This window comes from [Actinomadura] parvosata subsp. kistnae (assembly GCF_900323885.1).
In the GTDB taxonomy this organism is placed as follows: domain Bacteria; phylum Actinomycetota; class Actinomycetes; order Streptosporangiales; family Streptosporangiaceae; genus Nonomuraea; species Nonomuraea composti.
Window position 1 is genome coordinate 35,573 of record NZ_OOHJ01000027.1, and the last position, 20,313, is coordinate 55,885.

A 20,313-nucleotide genomic window follows, 5' to 3' on the forward strand; every position below is an offset into this window, starting at 1 on the left:
CCCGGCAGGCCCGGTCCGGGGTGATGGTGGCCGCGGGGCGCGCGTCGGCGAGCGCCCGCCCCGCGGCCTTCACTTGCGCCACGGCCGAAGCGCCGCCCTCGAAGCGCCGTGCCCGACGTGACGTGCCGCCCCCGAAGCGCCGCGCCCGACATGTCCGCATGATGGACAGAACCAGATTCAGGGCCCGGACTCCGTAGACTGTCAGGGTGATTTCCCGTATTGACATGCGCGGTTCTCTGCCGGAGGACCTGCGCGACGTGCTGCCCCGCGCCGAGCTCGACGTCGAGGCCGCCCTGGAGAAGGTGCGGCCCATCTGCGACGACGTGCGCCATCGCGGGGCGGCAGCCGTACGGGAGCTGACCGCCAGGTTCGACGGTGTCGAGATCGCCTCCGCCCGCGTGCCCGCCGAGGCCCTCGACCGGGCCCTCGCCGAGCTCGACCCCAGGGTCAGGGCGGCGCTGGAAGAGTCGATCAGGCGGGCCAGGCTCGTCCACCGCGACCAGCGGCGCGCCGACGTCACCACGCAGGTCGTGCCCGGCGGCACGGTCACCGAGCGGTGGGTGCCGGTCGATCGCGTGGGCCTCTACGTCCCCGGCGGCCGCGCGGTCTATCCCTCCAGCGTCGTGATGAACGTCGTGCCCGCGCAGGAGGCGGGCGTCGGCTCGCTGGCCGTGGCCAGCCCGGCGCAGAAGGCGTTCGGCGGCCTGCCGCACCCCACGATCCTGGCCGCGTGCGCGCTGCTCGGCGTCGACGAGGTCTACTCCGTGGGCGGCGCGCAGGCGGTGGCCATGTTCGCGTACGGCACCGAGGAGTGCGCGCCCGTCACCATGGTGACCGGCCCCGGCAACATCTACGTGGCGGCGGCCAAGCGGCTGCTCAAGGGTCTGATCGGCATCGACTCCGAGGCCGGCCCCACCGAGATCGCCATCCTGGCCGACGAGACGGCCGACCCGGTGCACGTCGCCGCCGACCTGATCAGCCAGGCGGAGCACGACACGATCGCCGCCGCCGTGCTCGTCACCACCAGCCCCGAGCTGGCCGACGCGGTGGAGAAGGAGCTGCCGGGCCAGGTCTCGGCCACCAAGCACTCCGAGCGCATCACCGAGGCGCTGAGCGGCAAGCAGTCCGGCATCGTTCTGGTGAGCTCGATCGACGACGGCCTCAAGGTCGTCGACGCCTACGCCGCCGAGCACCTGGAGATCCACACCGCCGACGCGGCGGCCGTCGCGGCGCGCGTGCGCAACGCCGGCGCGATCTTCGTGGGCACCTACGCGCCCGTCTCGCTCGGCGACTACCTCGCCGGCTCCAACCACGTGCTGCCCACCGGCGGCTGCGCCTGCCACTCCAGTGGCCTGTCGGTGCAGTCGTTCCTGCGCGGCATCCACGTCGTCGACTACAGCCGCGAGGCGCTGGCCGGCGCGGCGGCCCACGTGTCGGTCCTGGCCGACGCCGAAGACCTGCCCGCACACGGCGCGGCGATCCGCGCCCGATTCGACTGGCGAGTGCCCGAGTGAACCTCGACGACCTGCCCATCCGCGACGACCTGCGGGGCAAGACGCCCTATGGCGCGCCGCAGATCGACGTCCCGGTCCGGCTCAACACCAACGAGAATCCCTACCCGCCCTCGCCCGAGCTGGTCGCCGACCTGGCCAGGGCGATCGGGGAGCAGGCGGGCGAGCTCAACCGCTACCCCGACAGAGACGCCGTCGAGCTGCGCGCCGAGCTGGCCGCCTACCTCGGCCACGGGCTGAGCACCGAGCAGGTGTGGGCCGCCAACGGCTCCAACGAGGTGCTCCAGCAGATCCTCCAGGCGTTCGGCGGCCACGGCCGCAGCGCCATGGGGTTCGAGCCGTCCTACTCGATGCACCCGATCATCACCAGCGGCACCAGCACCGAGTGGGTCAAGGCCAGCCGCGAGGACGACTTCTCGCTCGACCCCGGCAAGGCCGTGGCCGCGATCGAGGAGCACCGCCCCGACATCGTCTTCATCACCTCGCCCAACAACCCGACCGGCACCGCGCAGCCGCTCGACACGATCGAGGCGGTCGCCGCGGCGGCGCCCGGCATCGTGGTGGTCGACGAGGCCTACGCCGAGTTCGCCCGCGAGGGCACGCCGTCGGCGCTGACGCTGCTGCCCGCGCACCCGCGCATGATCGTCACCCGGACGATGTCGAAGGCGTTCGCCATGGCCGGCACCCGCGTGGGCTACCTGGCCGCGCACCCGGCCGTGGTGCAGGCGCTGCTGCTGGTGCGGCTGCCGTACCACCTGTCCACGCTCACCCAGACGGCGGCGCGCGTGGCGCTGCGGCACCAGGAGGAGCTGCTCGGCACCGTCGACGCGTTGCGCCGCGAGCGTGACGACACGGTGACGTGGCTGCGGTCCCTGGGCCTGGCCGTGGCCGACTCCGACGCGAACTTCGTGCTGTTCGGGCGCTTCCCCGACCGGCGCAAGGTGTGGGAGGCGATGCTGGAGCGCGGGGTGCTCATCCGCGAGGTGGGCCCGCCGGAGTGGCTGCGTGTCTCGATCGGCACCAGCGAGGAGATGGCGGCCTTCCGCGCCGCCCTGGAAGGAGTGCTTTGAGCCGCGTAGGTCGCATCGAGCGTGTCACCAAGGAGACCTCGGTCCTGGTCGAGGTGAACCTCGACGGCACCGGCCGGGTCGAGGTGGCCACCGGGGTCGGCTTCTACGACCACATGCTGGCCCAGCTCGGCAAGCACGGGCTGTTCGACCTGACCGTCAAGACCGAGGGCGACCTGCACATCGACTCGCACCACACGATCGAGGACACCGCGCTCGCGCTGGGCGCGGCGTTCCGCGAGGCGCTGGGCGACAAGTCGGGCATCAGGCGGTTCGGTAGCGCGTCGTGCCCGCTCGACGAGTCGCTCGCCCAGGTCACCGTCGACCTGTCCGGCCGCCCCTACCTCGTGCACACCGAGCCCGAGGGCATGGCGCCGATGATCGGCCCCGAGTACGACACGACGATGACCCGCCACATCCTCGAGTCGTTCGTCGCGCAGGCCGCCATCTGCCTGCACGTGCACGTCCCCTACGGCCGCAACGCCCACCACATCGTGGAGGCCCAGTTCAAGGCGCTGGCCAGGGCGCTGCGCGAGGCGTCCGAGCTCGACCCCCGCGCCACGGGGGTGCCCAGCACCAAGGGCGTGCTATGACCGACAACGTTCTCGCCATCGTGATGGTCTTCCTCGGGTTGTTCCTGGCCGGTGGCGTCTTCTCCCTGGGCAAGCAGGGGCTCAAGATCGGTGCGGCCGTCTGCGCGCTGGGCGCGGCGATGGCGATCACGGCGGGGGTGCTGTGGTGGTGAGCAAGAAGAACGTCGTGGTGCTCGACTACGGCTCGGGCAACCTGCGCTCGGCCGAGCGGGCCCTGGCCAGGGCCGGCGCCGAGGTGACCGTCACGCCCGACTTCGAGGCGGCGCTGGAGTGCGACGGGCTCGTCGTGCCCGGCGTGGGCGCGTTCGAGGCGTGCATGAAGGGCCTCAGGGCCGTGCGCGGCGAGCAGATCGTCGGGCGCCGCCTGTCCGGCGGGCGCCCGGTGCTCGGCATCTGCGTCGGCATGCAGATCCTGTTCGCCCGGGGCGTCGAGCACGGCGTCGAGACCGAGGGCTGCGGCGAGTGGCCCGGCACGGTCGAGCGGCTGGAGGCGCCGGTGCTGCCCCACATGGGCTGGAACACCGTCAAGTCGCCCGCCGGCAGCGTGCTGTTCGACGGCCTCGACGCGGCCACCCGCTTCTACTTCGTGCACTCCTACGGCGTGCGCGAGTGGGAGCTGCGCACCGGCGAGGGCTTCGCCGAGCCGGCCGTCACGTGGGCCGAGCACGGCGTGCCGTTCGTGGCCGCCGTCGAGAACGGCCCGCTCATGGCCACCCAGTTCCACCCCGAGAAGTCCGGCGACGCCGGAGCCGCGCTGCTGCGCAACTGGCTCCAGACGCTGTGAGCCCGTCATGAGCAAGGAACGCGCGCGCCGCCGGGCCGAGCGGGAGGCCGAGCGGGCGCGCGCGATCCGGGCCAACGAGGAGCGGCAGGCCCGCCGGGCCCGCCGCCGTGCCGTGTTGGCCCGCCTGACGCCGCGCCCGGTGCGGTTCTACCGCCAGGGCGGCGTGCTGGCCCGCCGCCACCGCGCCCAGAACGCGGTGGTGGCGCTCGGCTTCCTGCTCGTGCAAGTGATCGTCTGGCTGATCTGGGGCTCGTTCCCGCTCAGCTTCGGCGTGCTCGTCTTCTCCCTGCTGCTCGCACCCGTTGTCGTGACCCTCGCTTTCGACCGGAGGACCTGAATGTCGCTCGTACTGCTGCCCGCCGTCGACATCGTGAACGGCCAGGCCGTACGCCTGACGCAGGGCGAGGCCGGCACCGAGACCGTGCACGGCACGCCCCTGGCCGCCGCGCTGGCCTGGCAGGAGGCGGGCGCCGAGTGGATCCACATGGTCGACCTCGACGCCGCGTTCGGCCGGGGCAGCAACCGCGAGCTGATCGCCGAGGTGATCGGCAAGCTCGATGTGAACGTCGAGCTGTCCGGCGGCATCCGCGACGACGAGTCGCTGGCCACCGCCCTGGCCACCGGCTGCCGCCGGGTCAACATCGGCACCGCCGCCCTGGAGAACCCCGAGTGGTGCCGGAAGATCATCGCCGAGCACGGCGACCGGATCGCGGTCGGGCTCGACGTGCGCGGCACCACCCTCGCCGCCCGCGGCTGGACCGAGGACGCCGGCGACCTGTGGGAGGTGCTCGACCGGCTCGAGTCCGACGGCTGCCCCCGCTACGTCGTCACCGACGTGACCAAGGACGGCATGCTCCAGGGCCCCAACCTCGACCTCTACCGGCAGATCTGCGCCCGCACCGACCGGCCGGTCATCGCCAGCGGCGGCGTTTCCAGCCTCGATGACCTGGTGGCACTGGCTTCTCTCGTCCCGGACGGAGTGGAGGGCGCCATTGTGGGCAGGGCGCTCTACGCTCACGCGTTCACGCTGGAAGACGCGCTTTCCGCGGTACGCGTGTAGCTCGCCGGGAGGGGGCGGGATGAGCGTCAGCAGCATCGGCATGGAGAGCACCGGTTACCGGGTGTTTTCTGGCGGCATCTGGGAGGAGAGGTACGGCTACGCCCGGGCCGTGGTGGCGGGCGAGCGGGTGATCGTGTCCGGCTGCACGGCCACGGTGGCAGGCGAGGTGCGGCACGTCGGAGACCCGTACAAGCAGGCACTGACCGCGATCGACATCGCTCTCGAAGCCGTCCTGATGGGCGGCCTGACGCGGGAGGACGTCGTCATGGTCCGCTACTACGTGGTGGAGCAGCGCCACTTCGACCCCGTCGGACAGGCCATCCACGAGGTCTTCTGCAAGGTACGGCCGGCCTGCACAGGAGTGCGGGTCGCGGGGCTGGTCGACCCTAGAATGCTGGTCGAGATCGAAATAGAGGCACTGCGAACATGACCGTAGCGGTAAGAGTCATCCCCTGTCTCGACGTCGACGCCGGACGCGTGGTCAAGGGCGTCAACTTCGAGAACCTGCGCGACGCGGGCGATCCCGTCGAGCTGGCCAGGCGCTACGACGAGGAGGGCGCCGACGAGCTGACCTTCCTCGACATCACGGCGTCCTCCGGCGAGCGCGAGACGATGCTCGACGTCGTGCGCAGGACCGCTGAGCAGGTGTTCATCCCGCTCACCGTCGGCGGGGGAGTGCGCTCGGTCGACGACGTCGACCGGCTGCTGCGGGCCGGTGCCGACAAGGTGTCGCTCAACACCGCCGCCATCGCCCGGCCGGAGCTGCTCACCGAGGCGTCCAGGCGGTTCGGCGCGCAGTGCGTCGTGCTGTCGGTCGACGCGCGCCGGGCTCCCGGCACCGCGAGCGGCTTCGAGGTGACCACGCACGGCGGGCGGCGCGGCACCGGCATCGACGCCGTGGAGTGGGCCGCCCGGGGCGAGGAGCTCGGGGTGGGCGAGATCCTGCTCAACTCGATGGACGGCGACGGCACGCTCGACGGCTACGACCTGGAGATGCTGCGGGCGGTCAGGGCGGCCGTGCGGGTGCCGGTGATCGCCAGCGGTGGCGCGGGCCGGCTGGAGCACTTCCCGCCGGCGGTGGCGGCGGGCGCCGACGCCGTGCTGGCGGCCAGCGTCTTCCACTTCGGCACGCTGAAGATCTCCGAGGTCAAGGACACACTGAGGATGGCAGGCCACCCGGTCCGCTGATCGGGTCGCGACACACCTGCGGCCCCGACGGGTTCTCACGCTCGATCGGGTCGCGGCACCTGCGGTTCCGGCCCCGGGCCTGCGCGCCCGGGGCTTCGCATGCCGGAGCCAGGGCCGTTCAGAACACCCGCAGGTGGTGGAAGAGCTCGTAGGAGACGTCCTTGCCGGCGAACGCCGCCGCCTCCGACCGCTTGACGGCCAGGTACGCGCTGCGCCGCAGCGGCCCGAGCGCCTCCATCAGCACCTCGTCGGCCTCCAGCGCGTCGAGCGCCTCGTCGAGCGACTGCGGCAGCCGCGGGTAGAGGCCCGGCCGCGTGTCGGGGTCGACGTCCACCGCCTCGCCGGGGTCGAGCTTGCGCCGGATGCCGTCGAGCCCGGCGTGGATGACGGCCCCGAGCGACAGGTAGGGGTTGGCGGAGGAGTCGGAGGGCTTCAGCTCCAGGTTCGGCTCGCCGCTCTCGCCGAGCGGGGAGCACACGCGGACCGCGGCCTCGCGGTTGTCGGGGCCGTACACGGCGTACGCGCCGGACCACATGCGGGGCGCCAGGCGGCGGAAGCTGTTGACGCTGCCGCAGGTCAGGGCGGTGAGGGCGGGCAGGTGCGCGAGCAGGCCGCCGATGAAGCCGTCGCGGACCTCGCTCTCCTCGGCGAAGACGTTCTGGGTGTCGTTCCACAGCGACAGGTGCAGGTGGCAGCCGTTGCCCGCCTGCTCGGCCAGCGGCTTGGGGGCCAGCGAGGCCCACATCTGCATCCGCATGGCGACGCCGCGCACGGTGTCGCGGTAGATGACGTGGTTGTCGGCGGCACGCAGCGCGGGCGCGTGCCGGATCGACAGCTCCTGCTGGCCGGGCCCGAGCTCCGGATGGTAGTGCTCGACCCGCAGACCCTGCGTCTCCAGCGCGCGGATCAGCTTGATCGTGTAGTCGTGGGCCGTGTCGAAGCCCGTCGTGGCGTAGCAGAGCGAGTCGTCGAGCGGCACCAGGCGGTCGGGGCCGCCCATCGGATCGGGCAGCCGGCGCCCGAGCGTGAACTCGGGCTCGAACGCCGCCACCAGCGCGTACCCCTCGGTCCTGAGCTCGGCGACGGCCTCCTTCAGGAACGTCCGCGCGCACGCCCCCCACGGGCTGCCATCCGGCAGACACAGGTCCGACAGCATGGCCGCCGAGCCGGGGGCGTGCGGCAACGGGACGTACGTGGCAGGGTCGGGGACGATGCGTACCTCGCCCACCGGACCCAGGTGCTCGACCTCCTGGAGCTGGTCGAGCATGTTCATCGCCATCATGGCCACCGTGTGCCCGATGCCCGTGCTGAGCCGCTCGGCCAACCGCGACCGGGATGCCGCCTTGCCACGGATGACGCCGCCGTGGTCGACGTACAGGAAACGGATCAGCTCGATGCCCTCGAGCTCCGCTCGCTCGAGGATGCGCCGCGCGTGGGGGTCGAGCTGATGGGGTTTGGTGCCGCTGGGGCGATCTCTCATCCTGCCTGCGTAACACGATCCGGCAGCGCGGGGAAGCACCTGACGCAGACAGAACCTACGGTCAGGTCAGAACACTTGAGAAGAACACGGCCAACTGATTAGCTCCTTGAAGGATTCCGTCGAACACACCGTTGACCGCGGCGGCGGCTTGGGCCGGCCGGGTGAACAGGTAGAAGACCACGAACGCGACAGCCACGTAGGTGATCACCTTCTTGACCTGCATGGGGGGCCTCCTGCAGTCCATTCCCAGCCGTATATACCCGGATCTGGGCGATCCCTAGGCATCTTCTGTGAAGATGTACATGATCCTAACCGGGGGGCTTCCTACTCATGCCATGGTACGGGCAGGAGATTACCTGCGGGTGCCTTCCGTGGCGGGATTTCCGCGGGTAGCGAGGCGACCGCGCACCGGCGTCAGACGCCGAGAGTGGCCTCGCGCAGCCGGGCGACGTCGCCGGGGTCGCCGGTCAGCTCCACCTGGGCGTGCGCCTGCCGTCCGAAGCAGAACATCAGCAGCTCCGCCGCCCTGCCGGTGACCTCGACGCGGGAGCCGCCGCGCGGCCCGCCGAGCGCCACGCCGCCGCCGAGCCGGTGCAGCACGACGCCCACGGGCGAGCGGCGCAGCATCAGCCGGGCGCCGGTGGAGACGCGCTTCCAGATGAGCGCCTCCAGGTCGGCGGGCAGCTCGCGCGGCTGCCACGCGGGCTGGGCGCGGCGCACGTCTTCGTGGTGCACGAACAGTTCGAGGGTGTTGACCGCCTCGTCGAGGGCGGGCAGCAGGCCGTAGACGCCGCCGGGCTTGCGGACGAGGCCGACCAGCTCGGGGAAGGGGTGGCGGGCCTTGAGCCCGTTCTGGACGGAGGCCGTGTAGCCGGCCAGGGCCTTGATCGCGATGCCGCCCATGGCGTCGGGGCGGCGCTCGCGCAGCGCGAGGTGGGCGGCCAGGTCGTAGGTGGTCCAGCCCGTGCAGAGGGTCGGCGCGTCGGGGCCGAGCCTGTCGAGCAGGTCGCAGAGCGCGGAACGTTCGCCACGAGCGTGAGTCACGTGCTCAACCTTACCGCTGGGAATAACAGCATGATCGGAAGTGATACTGACATACGTAGAAACGTCCAATTGGAGAGGAAACCCACCGAGTGGCGAATAAGGTCACCTCGGCCGTGATGCGCCAAGGGCTCGGCGTCCTTGGAGTGGCCATTCGCACGGAGAAGGCGGTGTTCACGCTGGCGGTGCTCGCCAGCGCGGTCTACGGCGGCATGACCGTCGCCTCCGCCTGGGCACTGGGATGGGCGACGCAGAACGTGGTGCTGCCCACGTTCGCCCAGGGCGGGGTCACCACGGCCGCCCTGTGGACCGGCGCGCTGCTGATCCTCGGCACCGCGCTGCTCAAGGCGCTCGGCGTGGCCGGGCGGCGCATCCTCGCCGGCGTCATGCAGTACCGCATGCAGGCCCGCTCCCGCCGCGACGTCACCAAGCAGTACCTGCGCCTGCCCCTGTCCTGGCACCACCAGCACCCGACCGGCCAGCTCCTGTCGAACGCCAGCGCCGACGCCGAGGCCGCCTGGGCCCCGCTCGCGCCGCTGCCGATGGCCGTGGGCGTGATCGTCATGCTGGTCACCGCGGCCGTCGCCATGCTGTTCACCGACCTGGTGCTCGCCCTCGTGGGCTTCCTCATCTTCCCGGCCATCGCCGTGCTCAACCTGGTCTACCAGCGCCGGCTCAGCCCCCTGGCCACCCGCGCGCAGCAGCTGCGCGCCGAGGTCAGCGAGATCGCGCACGAGAGCTTCGACGGCGCGCTCGTCGTCAAGACCCTCGGCCGCGAGGACCTGGAGACCGAGCGGTTCCAGCGGCGCGCCCACGAGCTGCGCGACGCCAACATCGCCGTCGGCCGGGTGCGCGGCCTGTTCGACCCGATGCTGGAGGCACTGCCCACGCTCGGCGTGCTCGCCGTGCTGGCCGTGGGCGCCGCCCGCCTGTCCGGCGGCGCGATCGACGCCGGCGGGCTCGTGCAGGTGGCCTACCTGTTCACGCTGCTCGCCTTCCCCATCAGGGCGCTGGGCTGGGTGCTGGCCGAGCTGCCGCGCAGCGTCGTCGGCTGGCAGCGGGTGCAGGCCGTGCTGGACGCGACCGGCTCCATGGAGTACGGCTCCACCCCCACGACCTCCACGGGGCCGGCGAAGCTGGCCGTCGAGGGCGTCTCCTACGCCTACGGCGAGGCCGAGGTGCTGCACGACGTCACCTTCGAGGTGCCCGCCGGCCGCACCGTCGCCCTCGTCGGGCCCACCGGCTCAGGCAAGTCCACGCTCGTCCAGCTTCTCGCCCGCCTGGTCGACCCGAACTCGGGGCGGGTGCTGCTCGACGACGTGGACCTGCGCGAGCTGCCCTACGGCGGCGTCGCGGCCTCCGTGGCGCTGGTGCCGCAGCAGACGTTCCTGTTCGACGACACCGTGCGCGGCAACGTCGCGCTCGGCGCCGACACCACCGACGAGGACGTGCGGGCCGCCCTGCGCCTGGCCCAGGCGGACGGCTTCGTCGGCCGCCTGCCCGACGGCCTCGACACGCGCGTCGGCGAGCGCGGCGCCTCCCTGTCGGGCGGCCAGCGCCAGCGCATCGCGCTGGCCCGCGCGCTCGTGCGCCGCCCCCGCCTGCTCGTGCTCGACGACGCCACCTCCAGTGTGGACCCCCAGGTCGAGGCCAAGATCCTGTACGGCCTGCGCGACGCCGCCGAAGCCTCCACCGTCGTGGTCGTCGCCTACCGCATGGCCACGATCGCCCTGGCCGACGAGGTCGTCTACCTGGACAAGGGCCGCGTCGTCGACCACGGGCCGCACGAGGAGCTGATCGAGCGCTGCGCCGGCTACCGCAACCTGGTGACCGCGTACGAGCGCGAGGAGGCGGAACGCGCGGCCATCGAGCTGGAGGAGGCCGTGGACGAGGCGGTCGAGGAAGCCGCGGAAGAGGCTGTGGAAGAGGTGCAGGCATGACGGCGCAGAGCAGCGCGCAGAGCATTCGGCGCGACTCGGAGCGCTCGGCGCTGGCCACGGTCCGGCAGGGCCTGGCGCTGACGCCCGAGTTCCGCAAGGGCCTGGCGGGCACGCTGGCGCTGGCGATCGTGGCCACCATCGGCAAGATCATCGTGCCGATCGCGGTCCAGCAGACGATCGACACCGGGCTCAAGAGCGGGACGCCCGACATTCCGTACATCACCCGTGCCGTCCTGGTCTGCGCCGCGGCGGTCGTCCTGACCGCCCTGGCCGGCTACGTCATGAACGTCCGTCTCTACAAGGCCACCGAGTCCTCGCTGGCCACCCTGCGCGTGCGCGGCTTCCGCCACGTCCACGACCTGTCGGTGCTCACCCAGAACACCGAGCGGCGCGGCGCCCTGGTCTCCCGCGTCACCAACGACATCGACCAGATCAGCAACTTCATGCAATGGGGCGGGCTGATGATCATCGTGGCGCTCGGCCAGCTCCTCGTGGCCACCGTCCTGATGTTCGTCTACTCGTGGCAGCTCACCCTCCTGGTCTGGGCCTGCTTCATTCCGCTGATGATCGCCCTGCCGCGCTTCCAGCGGCTGCTGTCGCGCGCGTACACGGTCGTGCGCGAGCGCACCGGCGACATGCTGGCCGCCGTCAGCGAGTCCGTCGTCGGCGCCACCGTCATCAGGGCGTACGCCTCCGAGCGGCGCACCGCCGAGCGCATCGACCAGGCCGTCAACGCCAACAGGAAGGCCCAGACGAGGGCGCAGACCATCGTCGGCTTCGTCTTCCCGCTGACCGAGATCGTGGCCGCCCTCGCCATCGCCGGCATCGTGCTGCTCGGCGTGCGGCTCGGCCTGTCGGGCGACATCACGCAGGGGCGGCTGGTGGCGTTCCTGTTCCTCGTCACGCTGTTCGTCTCGCCGCTGCAGACCGCCACCGAGGTGCTCAACGAGGCCCAGAACGCGGTGGCCGGCTGGCGGCGCATCCTCGGCGTCCTCGACACGCCGCCCGACGTCGCCGACCCCGGCGAGAAGGGTGTGGAGCTGCCCCGCGGCCCCATCGAGGTCGCCTTCGAGAACGTGCACTTCTCCTACCCGGGCGGCGCGCCCGTGCTGCGGGAGGTCACCGTGGACATCCCGCCGCGCTCCCGCGTCGCCGTCGTGGGAGAGACCGGCTCGGGCAAGACCACGTTCGCCAAGCTCCTGACCAGGCTCATGGACCCCGGCTCAGGCCGCGTCACCGTGGACGGCCACGACCTGCGCGACGTGCGCTTCTCCTCGCTGCGCGAGCGCATCGTCATGGTGCCCCAGGACGGCTTCCTGTTCGACGGCACCCTCGCCGACAACATCCGCTACGGCAAGCCGTCGGCCACCCGGGAGGAGATCGAGCTGGCCATGACCGAGCTGGGCCTGGCCGACTGGCTGGAGGGCCTGCCCGCCGGCCTCGACACGCCGGTCGGCCAGCGCGGCGAGTCCCTGTCGGCCGGTGAGCGGCAGCTCGTCGCCCTCGCCCGCGCCTACCTCGCCGACCCCGACCTGCTCCTGCTGGACGAGGCCACCTCGGCGGTGGACCCCGCCACGGAGGTACGGCTGGCCCGCGCCCTCGAAGGCGTCACCCGGGGCCGTACGGCCGTCTCGATCGCGCACCGCCTGTCCACGGCCGAGAACGCCGACGAGGTGCTCGTCTTCGACGCGGGCCGGCTGGTGCAGCGCGGGCCGCATGCGGAGCTCGTCCAGCAGCCCGGCGTGTACGCCGACCTGCACGCCTCGTGGGTCTCCGCGGCCCGCTCCTGACCCGGCCCGCTCCTATCCGGCCGGGCTTCACTCCCGGACGGCGGCGAACGTCACGGTCGTGCCCGCGGGCCCGGACACGATCGTGATGTGCTCGCACACCATGCTGGTCAGCCACAACCCCCGCCCGCGGAAGTCGAACCCCGCGGGCGGCCGCATGTCGCCCATCCACCCGGCGGGCAGCCCCGGCCCCTCGTCGCTGACCTCGCACCACAGCAGCTCGCCGTGCGACCACAGCCGCAGCCGCCCGTGCCCGCCGCCGTGCAGGACCGCGTTCGTGGTGATCTCGTTGACCGCCAGCACGAAGTCCTCCAGCCGCCTCCCGGTGAGCCCTTCGTACCTGGCGTGCTCGGCGACCGCCCTGCGCAGGAACGTGATCCGGCCCGGGCGAAGGCCGCGCAGAGCACCTGCCTACGCATCGCCCACCCGTCGCACGGTCATGAACTCGTCCGCCCCGATCAGCCGCAGCACCCGCGCGATGGAGTCGCGGCACACCACGGAGGTGGCGCCGCGCGGCCTGGCCATCGCCGTGACGGTCAGGAGCCGCGCCGAGCCCGCGTCGATGAAGTCCAGCTCCGACGCGTCGATGACGACCTCGCCCGGCTCCTTCTCCAGCCGCGCCAGCAGCGAGGCGAACGCCGGCCGGTTGGTGAGGTCGATGTCGCCCCACACCCGCAGCCCGGCGGGCTCGCTCGTCCCCGCGAAACGCAGCAGCGCCTGCTCCGGCGAGATCGGGTGCACGGAGGAGGCCCGGTCGAGGGCGTCGCGCGCGAAGAGGCCGCGGTCGTACTGGCACACGGCGGCCAGCCACCGCTCGCCGAACAGCTCGTTGGTCGCCGCCTCGAACGCCACCTGCTCCCCGGTGGCGCCCGCTCCCCAGGAGGCGTCGATCAGCGCGTACACGCCGTGCTGCCCGTGCTTGCGCGCCCGGGCGTGCGCGTCGGACAGGCTCGCGTACACGCGCTCCAAGTCGAGCCGGCCGCCGGTGAAGTGGGTGCCGGCGCAGTCGAGGATCTCGACCTGCCCGGCGGACTCGGCATCGGCCAGCCCAGGCACGAGCGGCGCCAGCCACCCGCGCGTCCGCTCGGGGCTGTCGGCATGTGTGATGATCACCACCTTGGTACGGCGGCGCAGGCCGTTCACGGTGAACAGCCCGGTGGTCGTCCTCCGCTCCCGCTCGCCGTCGAACGGCAGGCACACATGATCACCGAGATCGGGATCGAGGACGGAGCTCGCGACGTGCACCACGATGGCCCTCCCCAAGCACGCGTCGGGACGAAATTACCTCGATCCCGGCCATCACGTAACGCATTCTCGGCAAAACCCACGGTGACGCGACGCAGACCGGTGTACCTTTTCGGCGGGGCCGCCCGCGGGAGGGGTTATGGAGAGCATGGGCGTGGATGTGCTGGAGATGTCGCGACGCCGACACGGGGAGCTCGTGGTGGTCAGCCTCGCGGGCGAGGTGGACCTGGACAACGTCTCCCAGGTCCGCCAGTGCCTCAACGAGGCGGCGGCCACGCCGGAGCCCCGGCTGGTGGTCGACCTGAGCGCGCTGACGTTCATCGACACCACGGGCCTGGGCGTGCTGGTGCGGATGCTGGCCTCGCTGCGCGACAGGAACGGCACGATGGCCCTGGTGGCGCCCGACGGGCAGGTGCTGCGGCGCCTGCGGCGGACGAACCTGGCGCCGCTGTTCCCCATCTACGACACGCTGTCGCAAGCCCTGGCCTGACTGCTCGCCAGAGCGGACGTGCCGGAGGGCATGGCGGCGGGTGGGGCTGGTTGAATGGGTGCATGCCGCTCGACCCCAAGATCGCCGCCAGGCTGAAGCGCAACCCCGACGGGCTCGTCGCCGCGATCGCCCAGCAGTACGACACCGGCGAGGTGCTCATGCTGGCCTGGATGAACGACGAGGCGCTGCACCGCACCCTCACCACCGGCCGGGCCACCTACTGGTCGCGCAGCCGCCAGGAGTTCTGGGTGAAGGGCGACACCTCCGGCCACGTCCAGCACGTCAAGGCCGTGGCGCTCGACTGCGACGGCGACACGATCCTCGTGAAGGTGGACCAGGAGGGCGGCGCGTGCCACACGGGCGACCGCACCTGCTTCGACGCCGACCCGCTCGAGATCGCGCTCGGCTGAGCGTCGTGGACAGCGAGAGACCTGACTCCGGCCGCCGTGAGCTGTGGGCCTGGGTGGTGGCAACCGCGCTCGGCTGCCTGCTCGTGCTGGTCGCCGCCGGGCAGACGTGGGCGCGCGTGCTCCGGAACGACGGCGGGGCGGCGCCCACCGGAGGAGACCTCAGCCCCGCGCTGACCCCCGTGGCGCTGGCCGGGCTGGCCGGCATCGTCGCGGTGCTCGCCACCAAGGGCCTGGGGCGCCGGCTCGTCGGCGCGCTGCTGGCCCTGTGCGGCGCCGGCGCCGCCGCGGCCACGTGGACGGCGCTCAGCGGCGACAACGTGACCGATTGGCTGCGCGAGCAGAACGTGCTGCACGGCGCCACCGACCTCCCCTGGGAGAGCGCGCCCCTGTGGCCGGCCGTGGCCGCCGCCGGCGCGGTGCTGATGGTCGCGGGCGGGATCCTGGCCGTCGTACGCGGCGGCGGCTGGGCCGGCATGTCGGCCCGGTACAGCAGGGAAGCGGGCGCGCCCGCGAAGGAGACCGCGCAGGTCAAGGACGACAAAGCGCTCTGGGACGCGCTCGACAGGGGCGACGATCCCACCGATTCCCGCTGAATCCCGGCTCTGTCGAATCCTCCACTGTTCTGAACCATTGTCTGCTTGGCAAACGTTTCCTCAATAAGCTGCCGTTGCAACTCGCCACGAACATTGAGGAGCCAGCTCATGACCTACGGGGATCAGGGCGCGAACGGCGGCTACGGGCAGCAGCCGCCGAGCGGGGGAGGCTACGGGCAACAGCCTCCCGGTTACGGCGGCTACGGGCAGCAGCCCGCGAGCGGCGGCGGCTACGGCCAGCAGCCACCGAGCGGTGGTGGCTACGGCCAGCAGCCCCCCAGCCACGGCGGCTACGGCCAGCAGCAGCCGGGTTATGGCGGCTACGGGGAGCAGCAGCCTGGCTACGGCGGCTACGGGGAGCAGCCCAACAGCCAGCAGAACCTCGGCTACGGCCAGCTTCCGCCGAGCGGCGGCTACGGCTACCAGCAGCAGCCGCCTCCCGGCTACTACGGCCCGCCGCAGCAGCCGCGCTCCACGAACGGCATGGCGGTGGCCTCGCTCGTGCTGGGCATCATCGGGCTGATCTTCTGCGGCCTCACCAGCATCCCCGGCGTGATCCTCGGCCACATCGCGCTCAACCGGATCAAGAAGACGGGTGAGGAGGGCTCGGGCATGGCGGTGGGCGGCCTGGTCACCTCGTACATCACGGTCGTGATCTGGGTGCTGTGCTGGCTCTTCTTCGGCGGGTTCTTCCTGTGGATGCTGGGCCTGAGCGCCGCGGCCACGTCCACGTCCGATTTCTGACCCGCGGGTAACGTGCCGAAACCGTAGCCGGACCGTGACGAGCCGCTTGCGGTCCGATTACGAATTGTCCGCAAAATGGACGTTCGTCCACGTAGACGGTGCATTGTCGCTAGGCTGCCGCGCGCAACTCGAACTCAAAGTGACGAATAAGGGGTCATGAGCATGAGTTACGGCAACCAGGGCGACGGCGGTTACGGCGGCCAGCCGCCGGGCGGCGGGTACGGCCAGCAGCCGCCGAGCGGCGGCGGCTACGGTGGCGGCTACGGGCAGCAGCCCCCGAGCGGTGGCGGCTACGGCCAGCAGCCGCCCAGCGGCGGCGGCTACGGCGGTGGTTACGGGCAGCAGCCCCCGAGCGGTGGCGGCTACGGCCAGCAGCCGCCCAGCGGCGGTGGTTACGGTGACGGCTACGGCCAGCCGCCCGGCGGCGGTTACGGCCAGCCCCCCGGTGGCGGCTACGGCGGCGGCCCGGGCGGCAACCCGCCGGACAACCAGCTCGTCCCGGCCATCCTGACCGCCATTTTCTGCTGCCTCCCGCTCGGCATCGTGGCGATCATGAAGTCGTCGCAGGTCAACCAGCGGTGGCAGGTCGGCGACTTCGCGGGCGCCCACCAGGCCGCCGAGGAGGCCAAGACGTGGTGGAAGCGCACCCTGATCGCCGGCATCATCCTGTCGGTGCTGAGCGTCATCGGCGTGATCGTCTACTTCCTGCTGATCGCCGCCGCCGTGAGCGCGTCGTACTCCTGATGAGGGCCGGGCGGGGAAGGTGAATACTGAGCACATGACATTCGCGGCGACCGAGCAGTCCGGGAAGCGACGCCTGAAGGCCCTGCTGCCGCCGCTCGGTGTCGCCGCGCTCACCGGTGCGGTGTTCACGGTCGTCGGGATGGTCGATCCCAACGAGCCGGGCCACTACCCGACCTGCCCGTTCCTGTGGCTCACCGGCCTGTACTGCCCGGGTTGCGGCACGCTGCGCACCATCCACGCGCTGGCCCACCTCGACCCGGTGGCCGCCCTCGGCCTCAATCCCCTCGCAGTCGCCATGATCCCGTTCCTGGTGTTCTGGTGGGGCCGATGGGTGGTGCGCGCCTTGCAGGGCCGGCCCAGACGCACGACGCTGGCGCATCCGGCGTGGCTCTGGGCGTTCCTCGCGATCGTGATGGTCTACTGGGTCGTCCGTAATCTCCCATTCGGGGCGTTCCTAGCCCCATAGGCGGCGCCCACATGGGGACCGGTGGTGAGGTGACCCCGTAGGGGCCGATACCATCGCAGGACAAGGCAGAGAGCGGACGCGACGCGAACTCTCCGCCACCCCCAGACGCCGACCGGAGGGACCTCAAGCGCGTGAGTGAGCGGACGGAAGGGCCGAGTGTCCTCGACGACATCCTCGACGGGGTGCGCGCCGACCTCGCCGCACGTCAGCAGGCCGTGTCCATCGACGAGCTCAAGCAGCGAGCCGAGCGGGCCCAGGCGCCCCGCGACGCGATGGCCGCGCTGGGAGGCGACCGCATCTCGGTGATCGCCGAGGTCAAGCGCTCCAGCCCGTCGAAGGGCGCGCTCGCCGCGATCGCCGACCCCGCGGCGCTGGCGGCCGACTACGAGGCGGGCGGCGCCCACGTCATCAGCGTGCTGACCGAGCGGCGCAAGTTCGGCGGCAGCCTCGACGACCTGGCCGCGGTGCGCGCCAGGGTCGACATCCCGATCCTGCGCAAAGACTTCATCCTCACCTCCTACCAGCTCTGGGAGGCCCGCGCCTACGGCGCCGACCTGGCCCTGCTCATGGTCGTCTGCCTGGAGCAGGAGGCCCTGGTGTCGCTCATCGAGCGGGCCGAGTCGATCGGGCTCACCCCGCTGGTCGAGGTGCACACCGAAGAGGAGCTGGAGCGGGCGGTCGCCGCCGGCGCCCGGGTCATCGGGGTCAACGCGCGCAATCTGAAGACACTCGAGGTCGACCGCGACGTCTTCGCGAAGATCGCGCCGAAGATCCCCGATAATGTCATCAAGATTGCCGAGTCGGGCGTGCGCGGCCCGCATGACCTGCTCGCCTATGCCCGGGGCGGCGCCGACGCCGTCCTGGTGGGCGAGAGTCTGGTCACCGGCAAAGACCCGCGCAAGGCAGTGGAGGCGTTGGTGACCGCCGGCGCTCATCCGTCGACGCGCCCCGACCACTCAGCAGAGGGATAGCAGTGGCAAACGAAGGCAGCATCCTGACCGCCGCCGACCTGGCCGGCAACGGCGCCGGCGACGACCCCGACGTGCACGGCAAGTTCGGCATCTTCGGCGGCCGGTACGTCCCCGAGGCGCTCATCCCGGCGCTCGACGAGGTCGCGGCCACCTACGAGAAGGCCAAGAACGACGCGGAGTTCCTGCGCGAGTTCGATCACCTGCTGCGCACCTACGCGGGCCGGCCCACCACGCTGACCGACGTGCCGCGCTTCAGCGAGCAGGCCGGCGGCGCCCGCGTGATCCTCAAGCGCGAAGACCTCACCCACACCGGCGCCCACAAGATCAACAACGTGCTGGGCCAGGTGCTGCTCACCAAGCGGCTCGGCAAGAAGCGCGTGATCGCCGAGACCGGCGCCGGCCAGCACGGCGTGGCCACCGCCACCGCCGCGGCCCTGCTCGGCCTCGAGTGCGTCATCTACATGGGCGCCGTCGACTGCGAGCGCCAGGCCCTCAACGTCGCCAGGATGAAGCTGCTCGGCGCCACCGTCGTGCCCGTCTCCAACGGCTCCCGCACGCTGAAGGACGCCATCAACGAGGCGTTCCGCGACTGGGTGACCAACGTCGACACCACCCACTACCTGTTCGGCACCGTGGCAGGCCCGCACCCGTTCCCCGAGATCGTGCGCGACTTCGCGCGCATCATCGGCGTCGAGGCGCGCCGCCAGATGCTGGAGCTGACCGGGAAGCTGCCCGACGCGGTGTGCGCCGCCGTCGGCGGCGGCAGCAACGCGATCGGCATCTTCCACGCCTTCATCGGCGACCACGACGTCCAGCTGCACGGCTACGAGGCCGCCGGGCACGGCCTGGAGAGCGGCGAGCACGCGCTCACCCTCACCGCCGGCTCCGTCGGCGTGCTGCACGGCTCGCGCACCTACGTCCTCCAGGACGACGAAGGCCAGACCATCGAGTCGCACTCGATCTCCGCCGGGCTCGACTACCCCGGCGTCGGCCCCGAGCACGCCTGGCTGAAGGACTCCGGCCGCGCCACCTACCACGGCGTCACCGACGACCAGGCGATGGCCGCGTTCTCGCTGCTGGCCCGGACCGAAGGCATCATCCCCGCCATCGAGTCCTCCCACGCCCTGGCGGGCGCGCTGGAGCTGGGCCGCGAGCTCGGCCCCGAGGCGACCATCCTGGTCAACCTCTCCGGCCGCGGCGACAAGGACATGGGCACCGCGATGAAGTACTTCAACCTGTAAGACTCCCTTCGCCCGCGCCGGGCGCGAGTCCTCCCCGGCGCGGGGGATTCAGGGGCGGGCCCGCCGCAGGGCATCATGGGAGGACTCGACCTTCGAAACGGACAGACATGACGACTCTTCAGACGGTTTTCGCCAAGGCGAAGGCGGACAACCGGGCCGCGCTCGTCGGCTACCTGCCCGCGGGCTTCCCCTCCAAGGGCGGCGACGTCGCCGCCGCCGCGGCCCTGGTGGAGGCCGGCTGCGACGTCATCGAGATCGGCCTGCCCTACTCCGACCCGCTCATGGACGGCCCGACCATCCAAGACGCGGTGCACCGTTCGCTGACCAACGGCACGCGCATCGCCGACGTGCTGCGCACCGTCGAGGGGGTGGCCGCCACCGGCGCCGCCACGCTCGTCATGACCTACTGGAACCCGATCGACAAGTACGGCGCCGACCGCTTCGCGCGTGACCTGGCCAACGCCGGCGGCGTGGGCACGATCACGCCCGACCTGACGCCGGAGGAGTCCGAGCCGTGGCGGGCCGCGTCCGCGGCGGCCGGCATCGACACGGTGTTCCTGGTCGCGCCCAGCTCGACCGAGCCGCGCATCAAGGCCGTCGTCGACTGCTGCACCGGCTTCGTGTACGCCGCCTCCCTCATGGGCGTCACCGGCGCCAGGGAGACCGTGAACGTCGCCGCCGAGGGCCTGGTCCAGCGCACCAAGGCGCACACCGACCTGCCCGTCTGCGTGGGCCTCGGGGTCGGCACGGGCGCGCAGGCGGCCGAGGTGGCGGCCTACGCCGACGGCGTGATCGTGGGGTCGGCGTTCATCCGCCGCATCCTCGACGCGCCCGACGAGGCGGCCGGGCGCGAGTCCATCGGGGTGCTGGCCCGTGACATGGCCAGGGGCGTGCGGCGCTGAGCCCTGTCGTGACCTGAAAGCGCGGTTCCCTGAACGGGGGCCGCGCTTTACCGTCT

The 20,313-nt window shown here is 71.8% G+C and carries 25 protein-coding genes; 20 read left to right on the forward strand and 5 right to left on the reverse strand.

The genetic code is table 11. The features are described 5' to 3' along the window. Positions 1-206: 206 nt before the first annotated feature. Genes hisD through hisF form a run of 9 tightly spaced genes read left to right on the forward strand, consistent with a single transcriptional unit; the run spans position 207 to position 6,203 of the window. Complete coding sequence (hisD, locus tag KIS93_RS54760) at positions 207-1,514, forward strand: histidinol dehydrogenase (RefSeq protein ID WP_080041031.1); 1,308 nt, start codon at positions 207-209, stop codon at positions 1,512-1,514. Beyond that, entirely contained in the window at positions 1,511-2,581 is a 1,071-nt protein-coding gene (locus KIS93_RS54765; RefSeq protein WP_080041030.1) for a histidinol-phosphate transaminase, read from the forward strand. Before hisD ends, KIS93_RS54765 begins: the two co-directional genes overlap by 4 nt. Further along, positions 2,578-3,171, forward strand: a complete 594-nt coding sequence (hisB, locus tag KIS93_RS54770; RefSeq protein WP_080041029.1) for an imidazoleglycerol-phosphate dehydratase HisB — start codon at positions 2,578-2,580, stop codon at positions 3,169-3,171. Before KIS93_RS54765 ends, hisB begins: the two co-directional genes overlap by 4 nt. Beyond that, on the forward strand, positions 3,168-3,323 hold the full coding sequence (locus KIS93_RS54775) for a hypothetical protein (protein WP_168019310.1): 156 nt from the start codon (positions 3,168-3,170) through the stop codon (positions 3,321-3,323). Before hisB ends, KIS93_RS54775 begins: the two co-directional genes overlap by 4 nt. Continuing rightward, on the forward strand, positions 3,317-3,955 hold the full coding sequence (gene hisH / locus KIS93_RS54780) for an imidazole glycerol phosphate synthase subunit HisH (protein ID WP_222108025.1): 639 nt from the start codon (positions 3,317-3,319) through the stop codon (positions 3,953-3,955). Before KIS93_RS54775 ends, hisH begins: the two co-directional genes overlap by 7 nt. Positions 3,956-3,962: 7 nt before the next feature. Continuing rightward, the gene (locus KIS93_RS54785; RefSeq protein ID WP_080041028.1) at positions 3,963-4,292 is read left to right on the forward strand and encodes a hypothetical protein; all 330 of its coding nucleotides are present in this window, start codon (positions 3,963-3,965) and stop codon (positions 4,290-4,292) included. Beyond that, positions 4,293-5,015: a bifunctional 1-(5-phosphoribosyl)-5-((5-phosphoribosylamino)methylideneamino)imidazole-4-carboxamide isomerase/phosphoribosylanthranilate isomerase PriA gene (priA, locus tag KIS93_RS54790; protein WP_080041027.1), complete on the forward strand. Its 723-nt coding sequence runs from the start codon at positions 4,293-4,295 to the stop codon at positions 5,013-5,015. A 19-nt stretch (positions 5,016-5,034) separates the two neighbouring features. Further along, positions 5,035-5,445 (forward strand): Rid family hydrolase, encoded by a 411-nt coding sequence (locus KIS93_RS54795; RefSeq protein ID WP_080041026.1) that lies wholly within the window; start codon positions 5,035-5,037, stop codon positions 5,443-5,445. Further along, complete coding sequence (gene hisF, locus KIS93_RS54800) at positions 5,442-6,203, forward strand: imidazole glycerol phosphate synthase subunit HisF (protein WP_080041025.1); 762 nt, start codon at positions 5,442-5,444, stop codon at positions 6,201-6,203. The genes KIS93_RS54795 and hisF overlap by 4 nt, the downstream gene beginning before the upstream one ends. 118 nt (positions 6,204-6,321) lie before the next feature. On the opposite strand, the gene KIS93_RS54805 is transcribed toward hisF, so the two are convergent. The 3 genes from KIS93_RS54805 to KIS93_RS54815 all read right to left on the reverse strand — a co-directional run bounded on the left by KIS93_RS54805 (position 6,322) and on the right by KIS93_RS54815 (position 8,727). After that, positions 6,322-7,683, reverse strand: a complete 1,362-nt coding sequence (locus KIS93_RS54805) for a glutamine synthetase family protein (protein WP_080041024.1) — start codon at positions 7,681-7,683, stop codon at positions 6,322-6,324. Between the two features lie 61 nt (positions 7,684-7,744). Beyond that, on the reverse strand, positions 7,745-7,906 hold the full coding sequence (locus tag KIS93_RS54810) for a hypothetical protein (protein WP_168019289.1): 162 nt from the start codon (positions 7,904-7,906) through the stop codon (positions 7,745-7,747). A 191-nt stretch (positions 7,907-8,097) separates the two neighbouring features. After that, the gene (locus KIS93_RS54815; protein ID WP_080041023.1) at positions 8,098-8,727 is read right to left on the reverse strand and encodes a TIGR03085 family metal-binding protein; all 630 of its coding nucleotides are present in this window, start codon (positions 8,725-8,727) and stop codon (positions 8,098-8,100) included. Positions 8,728-8,843: 116 nt separating this feature from the next. Here KIS93_RS54815 and KIS93_RS54820 point away from each other — a divergent pair, with 116 nt between their 5' ends. Beyond that, a complete protein-coding gene (locus KIS93_RS54820) occupies positions 8,844-10,664 on the forward strand; it encodes an ABC transporter ATP-binding protein (protein WP_168019302.1) in 1,821 nt (606 codons plus the stop codon). Continuing rightward, entirely contained in the window at positions 10,661-12,454 is a 1,794-nt protein-coding gene (locus tag KIS93_RS54825; RefSeq protein WP_080041021.1) for an ABC transporter ATP-binding protein, read from the forward strand. Before KIS93_RS54820 ends, KIS93_RS54825 begins: the two co-directional genes overlap by 4 nt. A gap of 27 nt (positions 12,455-12,481) precedes the next feature. On the opposite strand, the gene KIS93_RS54830 is transcribed toward KIS93_RS54825, so the two are convergent. Both KIS93_RS54830 and KIS93_RS54835 read right to left on the reverse strand, forming a co-directional pair. After that, the gene (locus tag KIS93_RS54830; RefSeq protein WP_186405030.1) at positions 12,482-12,853 is read right to left on the reverse strand and encodes an ATP-binding protein; all 372 of its coding nucleotides are present in this window, start codon (positions 12,851-12,853) and stop codon (positions 12,482-12,484) included. A gap of 9 nt (positions 12,854-12,862) precedes the next feature. Next, the gene (locus KIS93_RS54835) at positions 12,863-13,699 is read right to left on the reverse strand and encodes an MEDS domain-containing protein (protein WP_186405018.1); all 837 of its coding nucleotides are present in this window, start codon (positions 13,697-13,699) and stop codon (positions 12,863-12,865) included. Positions 13,700-13,844: 145 nt separating this feature from the next. Between KIS93_RS54835 and KIS93_RS54840 the strand changes: the two genes are divergently transcribed. The 9 genes from KIS93_RS54840 to trpA all read left to right on the forward strand — a co-directional run bounded on the left by KIS93_RS54840 (position 13,845) and on the right by trpA (position 20,257). Continuing rightward, positions 13,845-14,186, forward strand: coding sequence for an STAS domain-containing protein (locus KIS93_RS54840; protein ID WP_186405019.1), 342 nt, complete (start codon positions 13,845-13,847; stop codon positions 14,184-14,186). Positions 14,187-14,248: 62 nt separating this feature from the next. Further along, complete coding sequence (gene hisI / locus KIS93_RS54845; RefSeq protein ID WP_080041017.1) at positions 14,249-14,596, forward strand: phosphoribosyl-AMP cyclohydrolase; 348 nt, start codon at positions 14,249-14,251, stop codon at positions 14,594-14,596. Positions 14,597-14,601: 5 nt separating this feature from the next. Beyond that, complete coding sequence (locus tag KIS93_RS54850) at positions 14,602-15,189, forward strand: Trp biosynthesis-associated membrane protein (RefSeq protein ID WP_186405020.1); 588 nt, start codon at positions 14,602-14,604, stop codon at positions 15,187-15,189. A 108-nt stretch (positions 15,190-15,297) separates the two neighbouring features. Beyond that, complete coding sequence (locus tag KIS93_RS54855; RefSeq protein WP_080041016.1) at positions 15,298-15,933, forward strand: DUF4190 domain-containing protein; 636 nt, start codon at positions 15,298-15,300, stop codon at positions 15,931-15,933. A gap of 162 nt (positions 15,934-16,095) precedes the next feature. Next, positions 16,096-16,677 (forward strand): CD225/dispanin family protein, encoded by a 582-nt coding sequence (locus KIS93_RS54860; RefSeq protein WP_222108027.1) that lies wholly within the window; start codon positions 16,096-16,098, stop codon positions 16,675-16,677. A 34-nt stretch (positions 16,678-16,711) separates the two neighbouring features. Then, complete coding sequence (locus KIS93_RS54865) at positions 16,712-17,143, forward strand: DUF2752 domain-containing protein (RefSeq protein WP_080041014.1); 432 nt, start codon at positions 16,712-16,714, stop codon at positions 17,141-17,143. Between the two features lie 131 nt (positions 17,144-17,274). Beyond that, complete coding sequence (gene trpC / locus KIS93_RS54870) at positions 17,275-18,114, forward strand: indole-3-glycerol phosphate synthase TrpC (RefSeq protein ID WP_080041013.1); 840 nt, start codon at positions 17,275-17,277, stop codon at positions 18,112-18,114. A 38-nt stretch (positions 18,115-18,152) separates the two neighbouring features. Next, positions 18,153-19,355 carry a tryptophan synthase subunit beta gene (gene trpB / locus KIS93_RS54875; protein WP_222108034.1) on the forward strand — a complete coding sequence of 401 codons (1,203 nt, stop codon included), beginning with the start codon at positions 18,153-18,155 and terminating at the stop codon, positions 19,353-19,355. A 107-nt stretch (positions 19,356-19,462) separates the two neighbouring features. Further along, the gene (gene trpA, locus KIS93_RS54880; RefSeq protein WP_080041012.1) at positions 19,463-20,257 is read left to right on the forward strand and encodes a tryptophan synthase subunit alpha; all 795 of its coding nucleotides are present in this window, start codon (positions 19,463-19,465) and stop codon (positions 20,255-20,257) included. Positions 20,258-20,313 lie beyond the last annotated feature (56 nt).